The sequence below is a fragment of the Bradyrhizobium oligotrophicum S58 genome, from assembly GCF_000344805.1.
GTDB classification, from domain to species: domain Bacteria; phylum Pseudomonadota; class Alphaproteobacteria; order Rhizobiales; family Xanthobacteraceae; genus Bradyrhizobium; species Bradyrhizobium oligotrophicum.
On record NC_020453.1, the window covers coordinates 3,089,131 to 3,105,363 of the forward strand.

Genomic DNA, 16,233 nt, shown 5'->3' on the forward strand with positions numbered 1-16,233 from the left:
CCTTGATGCCCGATCTCAGGCGACGCGTGCGCCGAGCGTCTCCGCCACCCAGTCCGCGATGTAGTGGCCGGCATTGATGCTGTTGTCGAAGCTCGCATGCTGCGCGCCGCCCTCACGGTCGGTGAAGACCTTCAGCTCGCGCTTCGGCGAATTGACCAGCTGCTCATAGGTCCGCTCCGCCCAATGCAGCGGGATCTGCGAGTCCTTCTCGCCATGCGTCACCAGGAACGGCACCTTGATGCGGTCGAGAATGCCGTCGAGGTGAACCTGCTCGGCGATCCGCATGAAGTCGTCCTGATCCTTGGCGCCCCACACCCAGCGCACATGCGCCCAATAATGCGGGACCGGAAAACTGCCTTCCTTCTGCAGACGCTTCTTCTGCACGTCGCGCCAGTCGTGGTTGGCGCCCCACGCGACGCCGCAGGCGAAGCGCGGCTCGAAAGCCACCGCGCGCGGACAATAATAGCCGCCCAGCGAGACCCCCTCGAGACCGATGCGCTTCGGGTCGACATCGCCGCGGGTCTCGAGCCAGTCGACGACACGGGATGCCCAGTGCTCGCTGTCGTAGCGCGCGGTGAGGCCCTGCAGCCGCAGCGCCTCGCCCGATCCGGGCTGGTCGATCACCAGCGACGACACGCCGCGCCTGGCGAGCCACGCGGGCAGGCCGACGCGGTATTTCATCTCCTTGGTCGAATCCAGGCCGTTGACCTGCACCAGCAGCGGCGCAGGACCGTCGCAGCCTTCGGCGCGAACCAGGAGACCGGCGATGTGCGAGCCTTCATAGGGGATCTCGACGCGCTGGCAGTTCTCCCGCGCCAGCGCAATTGCCTTGGCGAAGACATCGAGACATCTGCGGTAGAGCGCCAGACGTCCGGGCGCATCATGGGCCTGCAGACGCTCGCAAGTGATGAGATAGCTCGCGGCGCGGCCATATTTCTCGCCAGCGGACAGCAGCCGTCCGTTCGCCTCGTCTTCGGCGGCGAGCGAACAGAGCTTGTCCGCCATCCGCACCCAGGTCTCACGAAACGCTTGCGTGCCGCTGGCATCGGACTGCCGCGCGGCCTCCTGCAGCGGCGCGCACATCTCCTCGATTTCGCCGATCCGGGCGCCCATCTCGATCGCGAGATCGACCGAGAGATTCCAGACGTAGTTCGTCGGAAAATACTTGAACATGATTGCACTTCGACGCGCCCACCGGGCACGCGTCCCCTTCGAGGTTTCTTCCCGAGGTCTGGCATAGCGTCATTTGACCATTTCGAAAAATTGATTATCAAGATCGATTGCATTGATCTCTTGAATACCTCGAGCGGAGGCCGCCGATGCGCTTCAACAACAAGTTCGACCTCAATCTGCTGGTCGCGCTCGACCATCTGCTGCATCTGCGCAGCGTCAGCGGCGCTGCCGCGCGCATGAACATGACGCAGTCGGCGATGAGCAACGCTTTGCTGCGCCTGCGAACCTATTTCGATGACGAACTGCTGGTGAAGATCGGCCGCAGGATGGAGCTCACGCCGCGGGCGGAGGTGCTGAAGGACTCGATCAGGGACCTGCTGGTGCGGGTCGACTGGGCCATCGCCTCGTCTGCCCAGTTCGATCCGGCGCAGTCCGATCGCTGCTTCAAGATCCTGGCGTCGGACTACACGCTGGTGACGTTGATCCCACGGCTGCTGGCGCGCAGCGAAGCCCTCGCGCCCGGCATCCGCTTCGACTTCCTGCAGCAGGTGCAGCGGCCGGAGCGCGCGCTCGAGCGCGGCGACGTCGACCTTCTGATCATCCCCGAGGAATTCAGCTCCAAGCTGCATCCGTCGGAGCCGATCTTCGAGGACGATTTCTGCGTCATCGCCTGGAGCAAGGGAAAGTATGGCAGGGGCAAGCTGTCACGGCAGGATTTCGCCGACGCGTCCCACGTCGTGATGCGACCGGCGATTGCGGCGCAATCGCTCGAAACGCATTATCTGGAGCAGCGCAATACCAACCGCCGCGAGGACGTGTCCGTCTACGCGTTCACCGCGCTCCCGCATCTCGTCGTCGGCACGAACCGGATCGCCACCGTGCACCGGCGGCTTGCCACCGCCGCACTGCGCAGTCTGCCACTGCGCATCATCGAGCTGCCGATCGCACTTCCGGTTCTGCGGCAGCGCGTGCAGTGGCATCGCTATCGCTCTAACGATGCCGGCCTGCTGTGGCTGCGCAAACTGATGCACGAGGTCGTGGCCGAGCTCCCATGATCGTCATCCGCCCGTACGCATGACAAACGGCCGGCGCAGGGCGCCGGCCGCTTGTCGTTCGCGAGCGATCGGATCCGTTGCGCCAATCAGCGCTTGACCGGCCCGGCGCCAGCCGGCGGCGCTGGCACCCAAAGCGGGAATGCCAGATTGGCCCAGACCGTGTCGCCACGGCTGCCGTTCTCGACGTAGAATGTATGCTGGTAGTTCACGTTGATCTGGAAGCGTCCCGCATTATAGGTCAGCGACGGACCTGCATTGATCGAGCGCAACCGGTTGCCGTCCTGCACCCCGGCGAAATTGAATGCCTTGACACCGTTGATCTTGTCGTCCTGATACTGATGCGTATAACCGCCGACGACGCCGAGCTTCCAGTCGCCGATATTGTAGCCCGCATTGAAGTCGACCACCAGCGCATCGCCGCTGCGGTACTGCTGTGTCAGCTGCGTGAAGGCGTTGACCGAGTCGGTATTGGCGTTGTTGAGAAGCAGACGCGGCGAGACGGCGAATTCAAAGCCCCTTGGATCGGCATAGCGATAGGCGAGAACGGGCGAGATCGTCGTGTAGTTTGTGCCAACATTGAGCGGCTGCCGCGCCGAATAGGTGCCGGTGTTTGGCATGATATCCAGCCCGACCGTGAAGGTCTGAACGGGGGACAGCGCCCAGCTCAGGATGATCGGCGAGAAGGTGATGTTGGCAAGACCGTTGGCCTGGAACGATCCGCCGGGATTGGTGCTTTCGAGGTGGACGAACGGGACCACCAGCTGCGAATAGACGTGGGCTCCGAAAAAGTCGCCCGGATAGCTCGCGAGAAACCGCATCGTCTCCGACACCGCGGAGAGCTTGAAGTTGATCGGCAGCTTGTTGCCCTGTCCGTCATACAGGCCGTTGGCGCTGGTGTAGCTGGTCTGGCTGATCGCGAACAGGCCGGGGATCGGCGGGAATGACGCAATGAACACGCCGGGCGACCCCGCTGGATAATTTGTGGCTCCGTTCTCGGCAGCCCAGGCGCCCTGGATCATCCCGGCCAGAATCAACGCTACGGAAGCGGACCGCTTCAGTCCTCTCGTCATAAATCCCCCCTTGGCGGCGCGTTTTCTGCGAAACGAGCTTGCCCCGACCGACCTCATGGCGACGCGCCCGCGCCCGACCGATCACGTCATTGATGAGCGATCCCCGAGTATTCGTAAAATTGATCGTTTTGATCTGAGATATTTACAGGGTTGATATTCTGATTGTGGCGCTGTCCTGCGTCTGGCAGACGTTTGACGGCAGCGCCGACAACATCGCCTTCAGCCCGAACGGAGCGGTCTTCCAGAACGGCACACGACGCGCCCCAGCTTCGATCTGAAGGCGCAGCCTGATTCCCAGGTCACATTCGTGCTGTAAAGGCATCTGGCGACAGGTTCTTTCAACATGAGGGCCGCCGATCACCGTGGATGAGACTGGTCTCGCGGCAGGCATGGCGCGAGGCAGATGCGGCGAGCAGTCCACGCCGCACCTGTTGTATTTGGCGTCAGCCGACCCCTTGCTCCGCGGCTTCCTTGCGCGGCGGATCGAGTGCGCCGGAGTCGTGGATGTCGGTGACCTGGTGGTCGCTGAAGCCGAGGACCTGGCGCAGGATCTCGTCGGTGTGCTCGCCGAGCAGCGGCGAGCGTGTCACGTCGGCCGGGCTGTCCGACAGCTTGATCGGGTTGCCGACCGAGAGATACTTGCCGCGAGTGGGGTGGTCGACTTCGATCAGCGTGCCGGTCTTGGGCGAGCCAATCGTCCTCGGCGATCTCCTTCATCGACAGGATCGGGCCGCAGGGGATGTCGGCCTCGTTGAGGATGTCCATAATCTGTTTCAGGCGCGGCAGGCGGGCGGCCGGCTTGGCATAGTTGGGAGCGGTCATCCATATCGGCTCGCCGATCACGCCGCAGATCTCGTCCCAGGCAGGAGCTGAAGCTTGTGCGTGACGAGTTATGACATCAATGCTAGGTTGTGCTTAGAGTGCCAATCAGGGGGCGATCGAATGGATGCCCAAGAGATTGCTATCAAGCACCGCGAGTACAAGCTTGAGTTTTTGAAAGTAATTCTTTCTATACTGACGCCGTTGGTTTTGGTTGCGCTCACCTTCGTAGTGAACAACGCGATCCAGGAACGTGGAGCCCTCCTCAAACGCGAGGAGCAAATACTTGCCGAGAAGCAGAAGATATACGCCGAACTCGGTCGACGGTTAAACATCATTTATATTTACATCGCCGATGTCGGGGACTTTAGGTCCTATACTCCTCCAGGCGTTGTCGAAAAGAAGCGGGAGTCGGATCGACAATTCTTCATGTATCGACCTTACTGGTCAGATATGACGGAGCAGCGATACAACGAATACATGAAAGCCGCCTTCCTGACCTATGTAGGTGCGGGTATGCCGGCGAAGATCAATGCGTTCAAATCGGAGAAGGTCGCGGCGTATGACGTAGACAAGCTCAAATGGGACCCGACGTGGGACACGTATTTCACAGAGCAGGCGGATTCTGAGATCGCGACGAAATACTATGCTTTGGTGAGTTCGCTCCTCGCTGATACAGTGAAGGCGGACTTGCGAAAATTGGATCGCTAGAAATCCAAGGCCCGACATGTGCCGACCATTCTCAGGTACCGGCAGGATGACTTTCGTATATGGGACCGCAATCTTTTGGCGAACAGCTGGTTGGTTTGTGTTCCGTAGTGGGGCAGAGGCAGTTGAAAAGCTAACGACTGCGCTAAGTCCGCTGTGTCTCTTATGCCGGACGGTCTCGATACGGGAGCGATCGTCGGGTTGGCCGTAGGCCGAGAGGGCTTCTAGATGCGAGGGGCAAAAAGCCGCCGGAGATACCGGCGGCTTAATGTCGATAGGAGGCAGGTTCGGCGTCGATCGCGCCGCTCCCGGGGGTAGTTCGCCGCTTACTCCGCGGCTTCCTTGCGCGGCGGATCGAGCGCGCCGGAGTCGTGGATGTCGGCGACCTGATGGTCGCTGAAGCCCAGCACCTGGCGCAGGATCTCGTCGGTGTGCTCGCCGAGCAGGGGCGAGCGGGTGACGTCGGCGGGGCTGTCCGACAGCTTGATCGGGTTGCCGACCGAGAGGTACTTGCCGCGGGTCGGGTGGTCGACCTCGACCAGCGTGCCGGTCTTGCGCAGCGACTCGTCCTCGGCGATCTCCTTCATCGAGAGAATGGGACCGCAGGGGATGTCGAACTCGTTGAGGATGTCCATGGCCTCGAACTTGGTCTTGGTCATGGTCCACTGCTCGATGCGGCCGAAGATCTCGTTCAGGCGCGGCAGGCGGGCGGCGGGCTTGGCGTAGTTCGGATCGGTCTTCCAGGTGGGCTCGCCGATCACGTCGCAGATCTTCTCCCAGACCGGGGCCTGGGTGATGAAGTAGATGTAGGCGTTCGGGTCGGTCTCCCAGCCCTTGCACTTCAGGATGCGGCCGGGCTGGCCGCCGCCGGAATCGTTGCCGGCGCGCGGCACGGCGTCGCCGAACGGAATGCCTTCGCCGAACTGGCTGTATTCCTTCATCGGGCCGTGAGCGAGGCGCTGCTGGTCGCGCAGTTTGACGCGGCACAGGTTCAAGACGCCGTCCTGCATCGCGGCGGTGACGCGCTGGCCCTTGCCGGAATGGGTGCGGTGATACAGCGCGGTGACGATGCCGAGCGCCAGATGAAGCCCGGTGCCGGAATCGCCGATCTGCGCGCCGGTCACCAGCGGCAGGCCGTCACGGAAGCCGGTGGTCGAGGCGGCGCCGCCGGTGCACTGCGCGACGTTCTCGTAGACCTTGCAGTCCTCGTACGGTCCGGGGCCAAAGCCCTTGATCGAGGCGACGATCATCTTCGGGTTGATCGCCTGGATCTTCTCCCAGGGGAAGCCCATGCGATCGAGCACGCCGGGGCCGAAATTCTCGACCAGCACGTCGCACTTCTTGATCAGCTCGGTCAGGACTTCCTTGCCCTTGGGGTTCTTGGTGTCGAGCGTGATCGATCGCTTGTTGTGGTTCAGCATCGTGAAATAGAGGCTATCCACGTTCGGAATGTCCTGCAGCTGGCCGCGGGTGATGTCACCCACGCCCGGCCGCTCGACCTTGATCACGTCGGCGCCGAACCAGGCCAGCAGCTGGGTGCAGGTCGGTCCGGACTGGACGTGGGTGAAGTCGAGAATGCGAACGCCCTCGAGCGCCTTGGTCATTTGTTGCTCTCCGTAACGAATGGTCATCCCGCATTGGCGGGCAGGTGATGTCTTGCGGGTGGCCTTACTTCTTCTTGGTCAGCACGCTCTGCGGATTGAGGTTGCCGATACGGCCGCTCTCCGAGCCCGCAGCGGGATCGATCACGGCATTGATCAAGGTCGGCTTGCCGGAATCCATCGCCTCGTTGACGGCGCGCTTCAGCTCGTCCGGCGAGGTCGCGTTGACGCCGACGCCGCCGAAGGCCTCCATCATCTTGTCGTAGCGGGCGCCCTTGACGAACACGGTGGTGGCCGGATCGTCGCCCGCCGAGTTCTGGTCGGTACCGCGATAGATGCCGTCATTGTTGAAGATGACGACGCAGATCGGCAGATTGTAGCGGCAGATCGTCTCGACCTCCATGCCGGAGAAGCCGAAAGCGCTGTCGCCCTCGATCGCCAGCACCGGCTTACCGGTCTCGACGGCCGCGGCGATCGCCGAGCCCATGCCGATGCCCATCACGCCCCAGGTGCCGACGTCCAGGCGCTTGCGCGGCTGGTACATGTCGATGACGCCGCGGGCGAGGTCGAGCGTGTTGGCGCCCTCGTTGACCAGGATCGCGTCCGGACGCTCCTTGATGATGGTGCGGAGCACGCCGAGCGCGCCGTGATAGTCCATCGGCGAGTTGTTGTTCATCAGGCGCGGCGCCATCTTGGCGACGTTGTCCTCGCGCTTCTTCTGCACCGCGCTCAGCCATTCGACCGGAGCCTTGGTCCAGTTGCTGCCCATCGCCTCGGAGAAAGCCGTGACCACCGAGCCGATGTCGCCGACCACGGGGGCCGCGATCTCGACGTTGGAGTCCATCTCCTTCGGCTCGATGTCGACCTGGATGAATTTCTTGGGCGCATCGCCCCAGCTCTTGCCCTTGCCGTGCGACAGCAGCCAGTTGAGGCGGGCGCCGATCAGCATCACGACGTCGGAGTCCTTCAGCACCGTCGAGCGCGCCGCGCCGGCGCACTGCGGATGCAGGTCGGGCAGCAGGCCCTTGGCCATGCTCATCGGCAGGAACGGCACGCCGCTCTTTTCGACGAAATTCTTGATCGCCTCATCGGCCTGCGCATAGGCGGCACCCTTGCCGAGGATGATCAGCGGACGCTTTGCGCTCTTGAGAACATCGAGCGCGCGCTTGACCGAGTCGGGGGAGGGGATCTGGGCCGGCGAGGGATCGATCACCTTGACCAGCGAGGCGGCGCCGGCCTGGGCGTTCATCACCTGGCCGAACAGTTTTGCCGGCAGGTCGAGGTACACGCCGCCGGGACGGCCGGAGACTGCGGCGCGGATGGCGCGGGCGAAGCCGATGCCGATGTCCTGCGCGTGCAGCACGCGGAACGCCGCCTTGCACAGCGGCTTGGCGATCGCGAGCTGATCCATCTCTTCGTAGTCGCCCTGCTGCAGGTCGACGATCTCGCGCTCCGAGGAGCCCGAGACCAGGATCATCGGGAAGCAGTTGGTCGTGGCGTGGGCCAGCGCCGTGAGACCGTTGAGGAAGCCAGGCGCCGAGACGGTGAGGCAAACGCCGGGCTTCTTGGTGAGGAAGCCGGCGATCGCAGCGGCATAGCCTGCATTCTGTTCGTGGCGGAAGGAGAGCACGCGAATGCCTTCAGCCTGCGCCATGCGGCCGAGGTCGGTGATCGGAATGCCCGGCACGTTGTAGATCGTGTCGATCCCGTTCAGCTTCATCGCGTCGATGACGAGATGGAAGCCGTCGGTGAGCTCCTGCTGGGTGTCCGGTGCCTCGGTCTTGATCGCAGTCTGCGCCATGCGCCTCTCTCCCTGGTCGTCCATGAAGGCGCCTTCGGCGTCTTCTTCTGTTTGAAAGTGCCAGCTGAAGGATCAGCTGAATAATTCCTGCCCGTGCGTCTCGACATAGGTCGCAAGGCCAAGCGTATGATCGCGCGCCCGCTTCTCGGCGAGTTCGGTGTTGCGTTCCTCCAGCGCCTCGATGATCGCGAGATGCTCGGGCAGGGAGGCCGCGATTCGGTCGGTGCGTCCGATGGTGAGCTGGCGATAGCCGCGCACGTGCAGGAGAATGTCGTTGGTCATGTCGACGAGCACGGGGGATTCCGACAGCGAGATCAGCGCCTGATGAAACGCGATGTTCGCCTTCGAATATTCCTCGATGTGCTCCTGCGGCGGACGGTCCTTGCCGAAATCCTTGAAGAAGTCGCGCAGCGCGGTGATGTCCTTCTTGCGCGCGATCGTCGTGATCATGCGCGCGGCCATGCTTTCCAGCGCAGCCCAGGCGCGGATCATGTCGACGATCTCGCTCTTGGTCCGGCGCACGACGACGATGCCACGCCGCGGCACGGTCTTCACGAAACCGTCCTGCTCCAGCATCGCAATCGCTTCGCGAATGGGCGTGCGGCTGACACCGAGACGCTCCGACAACGCACGCTCGTCCAGCATCACCGGCTCCGGCGACGCGTAGATGTCCATCTTCAGGATCGCTTCCCGCAAGGCTTCGTAAGCCTTGTTCTTGAAGCTTGTCTCCGGGGCGATGCGAGTGATCGCGATGTCGGCCTCGGCCATGATGGGCAATGCCTTGCTTGTTTTCTCTGTCGACAAGACCGATCTCCTCTCCTTGGGAGATCACTCTTTACAGCATTTTACGTCGAATATTTTTGGCATGCCAGATGCCAGACTGTCAACTGCGTGCTTTTTCAGCGTTTCCACACCTTCGATGCGCTTGACAAAGTTTGCTTCTGGCATACCAAATGCCATAAAATATCTGTCCCTCAGGAGGAAGCCCCATGTCTGACGCCGCGATCCCCAATGCCAAGGCCACGATTCGAGAAGTTCTCGATCGGGTGAAGGCCGATAAACGCAGCAGCCTCACCGCCCCCGAGGGCAAGGTGGTCTGCGACGCCTACGGCATTCCGGTGCCGAAGGAGGGATTGGCCAAATCCGCCGCCGAGGCGGCCAAGTTGGCCGGCGACATGGGTTTTCCGGTCGTTATGAAGATCGTCTCCCCGGACATTCTGCATAAGACCGAAGCCGGCGGCGTCATCGTCGGCGTCAAGACCGCTGACGATGCCAAGGCTGCCTACGAGACCATTCTCGCGAATGCGAAGAAGTACAAGGCCGACGCCAAGATCGAAGGCATCCAGGTGCAGCAGATGCTGACCGGCGGTACCGAGGTGATCGTGGGTTCGATCACCGACGGTTCGTTCGGCAAGCTGGTGGCCTTCGGCCTGGGCGGCGTGCTGGTCGAGGTGTTGAAGGATGTGACATTCCGCCTCGCCCCCGCGACCAAGGATGACGCGCTGTCGATGCTCGATGGCATCCAGGCGCATGAGATGCTCAAGGGCGTGCGCGGCGGCGATGCGGTCAGCCGCGAGGCGCTGTCCGACGTCATCGTCAAGGTGTCGCAGCTGGTCAGCGACTTCCCTGAGATCGTCGAGCTCGATCTCAACCCGGTGTTCGCAACCAAGAACGGCGCGATTGCCGCCGACGTCCGCATCGTCGTCGATTTCGACTACAAGCCGCGTCCGGCGCCGCGCTCGAACGAGGAAATCGTGACCGCCATGAAGCGGATCATGATGCCGAAGGCGATCGCCGTGATCGGCGCCTCCGCCGAGGACGGCAAGATCGGCAACTCGGTGATGAAGAACCTGATCAACGGCGGCTACAAGGGCGAGATCTATCCGATCCACCCCAAGGCGTCCGAGATCCTCGGCTACAAGGCCTATAAGAGCGTCAAGGACGTCGCCGGCGTGATCGACACCGCGGTGTTCGCGATCCCCGCAAAATTCGTCGCCGGCGCGTTGATCGAATGCGGCGAGAAGCAGATCCCCGGCGCGGTGCTGATTCCCTCGGGCTTTGCCGAAGCCAACGAGCCCGAGCTGCAGGCCGAGATCGTCGAGATCGGCAAGAAGTACAATGTCCGCCTGATGGGGCCGAACATCTACGGCTTCTACTACACGCCGGCCAATCTCTGCGCGACCTTCTGCACCGCCTATGACGTCAAGGGCCACGCGGCGCTGTCGTCGCAGTCGGGCGGCATCGGCATGGCGATCATCGGTTTTTCGCGCTCGGCGAAAATGGGTGTGTCGGCGATCGTGGGCCTCGGCAACAAGTCCGATATCGACGAGGACGATCTGCTGGCCTTCTTCGAGCAGGACCCCAACACCAACCTGATCGCGCAGCACTGCGAGGATCTCAAGGACGGCCGCGCCTTCGCGGAAGCTGCCAAGCGCGTCTCCAAGAAGAAGCCGGTCATCGTGCTCAAGGCGGGCCGCACCTCGGCCGGCGCCAAGGCTGCCTCGTCGCACACCGGCGCGCTCGCCGGCAACGACAAGATCTATGAGGACGTGCTGAAGCAGTCCGGCGTCATCCGCGCCCGCTCGCTGCGCCAGCTGCTCGAATTCGCCCGCGGCGTGCCGGTGCTGCCGACGCCGAAGGGTGAGAACGTCCTCATCATCACCGGCGCCGGTGGTTCGGGCGTGCTGCTGTCCGACGCCGTCGTCGACAACGACCTGTCGCTGATGGCGATGCCGGCCGATCTCGATGCGGCCTTCCGCAAGTTCATCCCGCCGTTCGGTGCCGCCGGAAATCCGGTCGACATCACCGGTGGCGAGCCGCCGATCACCTATGTGAACACGGTCAAGCTCGGCCTGTCGGACGACCGCATCCACGCGCTGATCCTCGGCTACTGGCACACGATCGTCACCCCGCCGATGGTGTTCGCGCGCAACATGGTCGAGGTGAAGAAGGAGATGGAGGCCAAGGGCTTCGTCAAGCCGATCGTCGCCTCGCTCGCCGGCGACGTCGAGGTCGAGGAAGCCGCCGAATATCTCTACCAGAACGGCATCCCGGCCTACGCCTATTCGACCGAGCTGCCGGTCGAGGTGCTCGGCGCCAAGTACAAGTGGGCGCGCGGTGCGGGCCTGCTCTGATTGATCTCACGCGAATGCCGCTCCGGCCACAAGCCGGAGCGGCACTTTCTTGTAAGGTTACGAAGCAAGATCCGTCCGTCCTGCAACGGCGCCGCCTCGAGATGGTGGTGCGAAGAGGCGCCACGTGATCCGTCGCAAGACGATTGAGCCACGCGCAGATGCCGCGGCCGAGCCCCGCGACGGCGGCGTGCAATCCGTCGGCCGTGCTTTGCAGATCCTGGAAATTCTCGCCGAAGACGATGAGGGCTATCGCCTCAGCGATCTCGCCGTGCGTGCGGGCTTGTCGACCTCCACCGTGCATCGCTTGCTGACGACCCTGGAGAAGCGCCGCTTCGTCCAGTTCGACCGCATGGAGTCGAAATGGCACGTCGGCGCACAGAGCTTCGCGGTCGGCGCGACCTTCACCCGGCGGCGCAATTTCGTCGCGCTCGCGATCCCCTATCTGCGCCGGCTGCGCGACCAGACGCGCGAGACCGCCAATCTCGCCGTCGTCGACGACGAATCACTGATGGTGCTGATGCGGCTCGACAGCCGCGAGATCATGCGCTCGCTGACCAAGGTCGGCGGCCGCCTCCCGATGGTTGCGTCCGGCATGGGCAAGGCGGTGCTCGCGACATATTCCGACGACGACGTCAATGCGATCATCCACCGCCAGGGCATGCCGCGCCTGACCGAGAAGTCGATCATCCGCGCCAGCGACCTGTTCCGCGAGTTGGAGACCATCCGCCGCCAGGGCTACGCCGTCGACGACGAGGAAGCCCGCCTCGGCCTGCGCTGCATCGCCGCCGTCGTTCACGATTCCTGCCGCGAGCCGCTGGCCGCGATCTCGGTGTCCGGCCTGGCGAGCCGGTTGACGGAGGAGCGGGTGCCGGTGGTCGGGGGCATGGTGCGGGACATCGCGGCGGAGCTGACGGCGGCGCTGAGTGGTGCCACCGTGCAGGCTCAGGATGGGAATTGACGAGGCGGCCCTGCCGTCTTGCCTAAGGGGTGTGCATTCAGCCGGGCCTATTTGAGCTTGCTCCAGGCATACCTTGGCGCGACCATTGCGGCGGTAATTATCCACTGCTGCCGCGAGAGGCCCGCATGACCAAATTGACCCGCTTCTCTGTCGCCCCTCTACACACGATGACCCGCCGTTTGGCCGACGTTGCGTCGGGCCGCATAACGCCCGACCTCGTCATCACCGGCGCGCGCGTGCTGTCGACCTATTCCGAGCGCATTCACCCGAACCGCGAGCTCTGGATCACCGGCGGCCGTGTCGCGGCGGTGAAGCCGGCTGGCGCGCACAAGGCGCTGCCCGGCGGTTTTGCGATCTACGACGCGGCCGGCGGCATTATCGCGCCCGGCCTCGTCGATCCGCACATCCACATCGAATCCTCGATGGTCACGGCCTGCGCCTATGCCGAGGCCGCGCTGCTCAACGGCACCACGACGATCTTCTGCGACAGCCACGAGATCGGCAATGTGATGGACGTCGCCGGCGTCGAGGCGATGCTGGAGGACGCGCGGCAGGCGCCGCTGTCGATCTTCCTGACCGTGCCTTCGACCGTGCCAGCGACATCGGCGGCGCTGGAGACGGCGGGCGGCGACCTCACGCCGGACAAGATCGCCGGGCTGTTCGATCGCTGGCCGGAGGCGGTCGCGCTCGGCGAGAAGATGGATTTCGTGCCGGTCGTGATGGGTGACGAGCGCAGCCACGCCATCCTCGCGGCGGCCCTGCAGCGCGGGCGGCCGGTGTCGGGCCACGTCTATGGCCGCGAGTTCGTGGCCGCCTATGCCGCGAGCGGCGTCACCGACACGCATGAGGCAATCGACCGCGACATCGCCGACGACCTGCTCGATGCCGGCGTCTGGATCTTTCTGCGCGGTGGTCCGCCCACGACCCCGTGGCACAGCCTGCCGCAGGCGATCCGCACCATCACGGAGCTCGGCGCCTCGCACAAGCGCACCGCGGTCTGCACCGACGATCGCGACGCCGATGATCTGATGCTGTTCGGGCTGGACTGGGTGGTGCGCGAGGCGGTGAAGGCCGGGATGTCGCCGGAGCAGGCGTGGTCGATGGGCTCGCTGCACGGCGCGACGCGCTTTGCCATGGATGGCGAGATCGGCGGCCTCGGCGGCGGCCGCCGCGCCGACCTCGTGCTGCTGAACGACGGCCTCAAGCCGCAATCGACCTGGTATGGCGGCGAGCTGGTCGTCGACAAGGGCAAGATCACCGCGCGGCTCGATCAGGCGCTGTCGCAGCGCTATCAGTATCCGAAGGCGGCCTATGCCACCGTGAAGCTGCCGGCGCATATGAAACTGACGCCGGTGCTGCCGACGAAGGCGTGCACGGTGAATGCGATCAAGACAGCGCTGCCGGGCATCACGCTGATCCACGACAAGGTCGCGATCGAGCCGGCCAGCGACTGGGAGACGCTGTTCGCGCGCTACGGCCTGTGCTTCGTCGCTGTAATCGAGCGTCACGGCAAGTCGACCGGCAACGTTGCGCACGGGCTCTTGAAGGATTTCGGTTTGAAGCGCGGCGCCGTGGCGTCCAGCGTCGGCCACGATAGTCACAACATCATCGTGGCCGGCACCAACGAGGCGGATATGCAGGTCGCCGTGGCTGCGATCGGCGACCAGCAGGGCGGTGTCTGCGTCGTCGCCGACGGCCAGGTGAGGGCGATGGTTCCGCTGCCGATCGCCGGGCTCCTGTCCGACAAGCGCATCACCGAAGTCGCGGAGCAGGTGAAGCTCCTTAAGACCGAATGGGTGGATGCCGGCTGCACCATTCCCTACATGGGCTTTAATTTGATTCCCCTATCGGTCATTCCGGAAATTCGTATCACCGACAAGGGCCTCGTGCTGGTGCCGCAGATGGAGCTGGCGCCGCTGTTCGAGTAGTCCGATCGCGCGACGAACTTGTTAGGACATGTCAGCGTCGTTCTGTCCTAACTAACTGAGGCCGCCGGTGTTTTGCGGAGCATGCCGCATCGTGGGAAAAATCGACGAGTGAATTGAGATCGCAGCTCTCAGCAGCGAAGCTCGCGCATCAACCAAAAGGGGAAGCGCGAGATGGCGAAGATGCGGGCGATCGATGCTGCGGTGCGTATCTTGGAGAAGGAAGGCGTCGATTGCGCCTTCGGCGTTCCCGGTGCGGCCATCAACCCGCTGTATTCCGCGATGCAGCGGCGTGGATCGATCCGCCACATTCTCGCCCGTCACGTCGAGGGCGCCTCGCACATGGCCGAGGGCTACACCCGCGCCAAGGCCGGCAACATCGGCGTGTGCATCGGGACCTCCGGTCCGGCCGGCACCGACATGATCACCGGGCTCTATGCGGCGATTGCAGATTCGATTCCGATCCTCTGCATCACCGGGCAGGCGCCGCGGGCGCGGCTCTACAAGGAAGATTTCCAGGCCGTCGACATCGAGCAGATCGCCAAGCCCGTGACCAAATGGGCGGTGACGGTGCGCGAGCCGGGCCTCGTGCCGCGCGTGTTCAGCCAGGCCTTCCACATCATGCGCTCCGGCCGTCCGGGGCCGGTGCTGATCGACCTGCCGCTGGACGTGCAACTCGCCGAGATCGAGTTCGACGACGACACCTACGCGCCGCTGCCGGTTTACAAGCCCGCGGCCACGCGCAAGCAGATCGAGAAGGCGCTGGAGATGCTCAACGCCGCCGAGCGTCCGCTGATCGTCGCCGGCGGCGGCATCATCAACGCCGATGCCAGCGATCTGCTCGTCACCTTCGCCGAGACCGTCAACGTGCCGGTCGTGCCGACCCTGATGGGCTGGGGCGCCATTCCGGACGATCACGTGCTGATGGCCGGCATGGTCGGCCTGCAGACCAGCCATCGCTACGGCAACGCCAATTTCCTCGAGTCCGATTTCGTCCTCGGCATCGGCAACCGCTGGGCCAACCGCCATACCGGATCGATCGAGACCTACACCAAGGGCCGCAGCTTCGTGCATGTCGACATCGAGCCGACGCAGATCGGCCGCGTGTTCAATCCCGATCTCGGCATCGTCTCCGATGCCAAGGCCGCGCTGGAGATGTTCATCACGGTCGCCCGTGAATGGCGCAAGGCGGGCAGACTGCGCGAGCGGCAGGCGTGGCCGGCCGCGTGCCAGGACCGCAAGCGCACGATGCTCCGGCGCAGCGATTTCGATCAGGTGCCGATCAAGCCGCAGCGCGTCTATCACGAGATGAACAAGGCGTTCGGCCGCGACACCTGCTACATCAGCGTCATCGGCCTGTCGCAGATCGGTGGCGCCCAGTTTCTCAGCGTCAACCGTCCGCGCCACTGGATCAATGCGGGGCAGGCGGGTCCGCTGGGCTGGACCTTGCCGGCCGCGCTCGGTGTGCGCGCCGCCGATCCCAAGCGCGAGATCGTCGCGCTCTCCGGCGACTACGACTTCCAGTTCCTGATCGAGGAGCTCGCGGTCGGCGCCCAGTTCAACCTGCCTTACATCCATGTCGTCGTGAACAACGCCTATCTCGGACTGATCCGGCAGGCGCAGCGCGGCTTCTCGATGGACTATCAGGTGCAGTTGTCGTTCGAGAACATCAACGCGCCGGAGGTCGGCGGCTACGGCGTCGATCACGTCGCGGTCGCGCAAGGCCTCGGCTGCAAGGCCATCCGCGTCACCGATCCGCGCGATGCCCAGGCGGCGTTCGCGACCGCGCGCGAATGGATGGCGGAGTATCAGGTGCCGGTCGTCGTCGAGTTCGTGCTCGAACGCGTCACCAACATCGCGATGGGCACCGAGATCGACAACGTCATGGAATTCGAGGAGGTGCTCGATTTGCCGGTGGACGACACGCCGGTCGAGCCGCCGCGCATGCTTCTCCCGGCCTGATCGCAGCAACCCCCATAGTCGAGGACC

At 63.9% G+C, this 16,233-nt stretch carries 11 protein-coding genes and 1 pseudogene; 6 read left to right on the forward strand and 6 right to left on the reverse strand.

Translation table 11 applies throughout. The annotated features are described in order from the left end of the window. Window positions 1-15 precede the first annotated feature (15 nt). The gene (locus S58_RS13430; protein WP_015665868.1) at window positions 16-1,173 is read right to left on the reverse strand and encodes an alpha/beta hydrolase family protein; all 1,158 of its coding nucleotides are present in this window, start codon (window positions 1,171-1,173) and stop codon (window positions 16-18) included. A gap of 146 nt (window positions 1,174-1,319) precedes the next feature. Between S58_RS13430 and S58_RS13435 the strand changes: the two genes are divergently transcribed. After that, window positions 1,320-2,228: a LysR family transcriptional regulator gene (locus tag S58_RS13435; protein ID WP_015665869.1), complete on the forward strand. Its 909-nt coding sequence runs from the start codon at window positions 1,320-1,322 to the stop codon at window positions 2,226-2,228. An 86-nt stretch (window positions 2,229-2,314) separates the two neighbouring features. On the opposite strand, the gene S58_RS13440 is transcribed toward S58_RS13435, so the two are convergent. Both S58_RS13440 and S58_RS35995 read right to left on the reverse strand, forming a co-directional pair. Continuing rightward, complete coding sequence (locus tag S58_RS13440; RefSeq protein ID WP_015665870.1) at window positions 2,315-3,298, reverse strand: SphA family protein; 984 nt, start codon at window positions 3,296-3,298, stop codon at window positions 2,315-2,317. Window positions 3,299-3,741: 443 nt separating this feature from the next. Continuing rightward, window positions 3,742-4,168: pseudogene (locus S58_RS35995) on the reverse strand (CoA transferase); the annotation flags it as partial. Between the two features lie 72 nt (window positions 4,169-4,240). On the opposite strand from S58_RS35995, the gene S58_RS13450 reads away from it, so the two are divergent. Beyond that, window positions 4,241-4,828 carry a hypothetical protein gene (locus S58_RS13450; protein WP_015665872.1) on the forward strand — a complete coding sequence of 196 codons (588 nt, stop codon included), beginning with the start codon at window positions 4,241-4,243 and terminating at the stop codon, window positions 4,826-4,828. A 323-nt stretch (window positions 4,829-5,151) separates the two neighbouring features. Here the strand turns inward: S58_RS13450 and frc are convergent, their stop codons facing one another. The 3 genes from frc to S58_RS13465 all read right to left on the reverse strand — a co-directional run bounded on the left by frc (window position 5,152) and on the right by S58_RS13465 (window position 8,995). Beyond that, a complete protein-coding gene (gene frc / locus S58_RS13455; protein ID WP_015665873.1) occupies window positions 5,152-6,429 on the reverse strand; it encodes a formyl-CoA transferase in 1,278 nt (425 codons plus the stop codon). Between the two features lie 64 nt (window positions 6,430-6,493). Then, entirely contained in the window at window positions 6,494-8,227 is a 1,734-nt protein-coding gene (gene oxc, locus S58_RS13460) for an oxalyl-CoA decarboxylase (RefSeq protein ID WP_015665874.1), read from the reverse strand. Window positions 8,228-8,299: 72 nt separating this feature from the next. Next, complete coding sequence (locus tag S58_RS13465) at window positions 8,300-8,995, reverse strand: GntR family transcriptional regulator (RefSeq protein WP_015665875.1); 696 nt, start codon at window positions 8,993-8,995, stop codon at window positions 8,300-8,302. A 221-nt stretch (window positions 8,996-9,216) separates the two neighbouring features. Between S58_RS13465 and S58_RS13470 the strand changes: the two genes are divergently transcribed. From S58_RS13470 to gcl, 4 genes are all read left to right on the forward strand, one after another. After that, the gene (locus tag S58_RS13470) at window positions 9,217-11,361 is read left to right on the forward strand and encodes an acetate--CoA ligase family protein (RefSeq protein ID WP_015665876.1); all 2,145 of its coding nucleotides are present in this window, start codon (window positions 9,217-9,219) and stop codon (window positions 11,359-11,361) included. Window positions 11,362-11,485: 124 nt separating this feature from the next. Next, window positions 11,486-12,319 carry an IclR family transcriptional regulator gene (locus S58_RS13475; protein ID WP_015665877.1) on the forward strand — a complete coding sequence of 278 codons (834 nt, stop codon included), beginning with the start codon at window positions 11,486-11,488 and terminating at the stop codon, window positions 12,317-12,319. Between the two features lie 125 nt (window positions 12,320-12,444). Beyond that, entirely contained in the window at window positions 12,445-14,247 is a 1,803-nt protein-coding gene (locus S58_RS13480; RefSeq protein ID WP_015665878.1) for an adenine deaminase, read from the forward strand. A 171-nt stretch (window positions 14,248-14,418) separates the two neighbouring features. Beyond that, window positions 14,419-16,206, forward strand: a complete 1,788-nt coding sequence (gene gcl / locus S58_RS13485; RefSeq protein ID WP_015665879.1) for a glyoxylate carboligase — start codon at window positions 14,419-14,421, stop codon at window positions 16,204-16,206. Window positions 16,207-16,233: the final 27 nt, after the last annotated feature.

What these genes read in the sequence shown, in the direction of transcription:
- S58_RS13430 (WP_015665868.1), bottom strand. Translation starts at nt 1,173, where the DNA reads ATGTTCAAGTATTTTCCGACGAACTACGTCTGGAATCTCTCGGTCGAT.
- S58_RS13435 (WP_015665869.1), top strand. Translation starts at nt 1,320, where the DNA reads ATGCGCTTCAACAACAAGTTCGACCTCAATCTGCTGGTCGCGCTCGAC.
- S58_RS13440 (WP_015665870.1), bottom strand. Translation starts at nt 3,298, where the DNA reads ATGACGAGAGGACTGAAGCGGTCCGCTTCCGTAGCGTTGATTCTGGCC.
- S58_RS13450 (WP_015665872.1), top strand. Translation starts at nt 4,241, where the DNA reads ATGGATGCCCAAGAGATTGCTATCAAGCACCGCGAGTACAAGCTTGAG.
- frc (WP_015665873.1), bottom strand. Translation starts at nt 6,429, where the DNA reads ATGACCAAGGCGCTCGAGGGCGTTCGCATTCTCGACTTCACCCACGTC.
- oxc (WP_015665874.1), bottom strand. Translation starts at nt 8,227, where the DNA reads ATGGCGCAGACTGCGATCAAGACCGAGGCACCGGACACCCAGCAGGAG.
- S58_RS13465 (WP_015665875.1), bottom strand. Translation starts at nt 8,995, where the DNA reads ATGGCCGAGGCCGACATCGCGATCACTCGCATCGCCCCGGAGACAAGC.
- S58_RS13470 (WP_015665876.1), top strand. Translation starts at nt 9,217, where the DNA reads ATGTCTGACGCCGCGATCCCCAATGCCAAGGCCACGATTCGAGAAGTT.
- S58_RS13480 (WP_015665878.1), top strand. Translation starts at nt 12,445, where the DNA reads ATGACCAAATTGACCCGCTTCTCTGTCGCCCCTCTACACACGATGACC.
- gcl (WP_015665879.1), top strand. Translation starts at nt 14,419, where the DNA reads ATGGCGAAGATGCGGGCGATCGATGCTGCGGTGCGTATCTTGGAGAAG.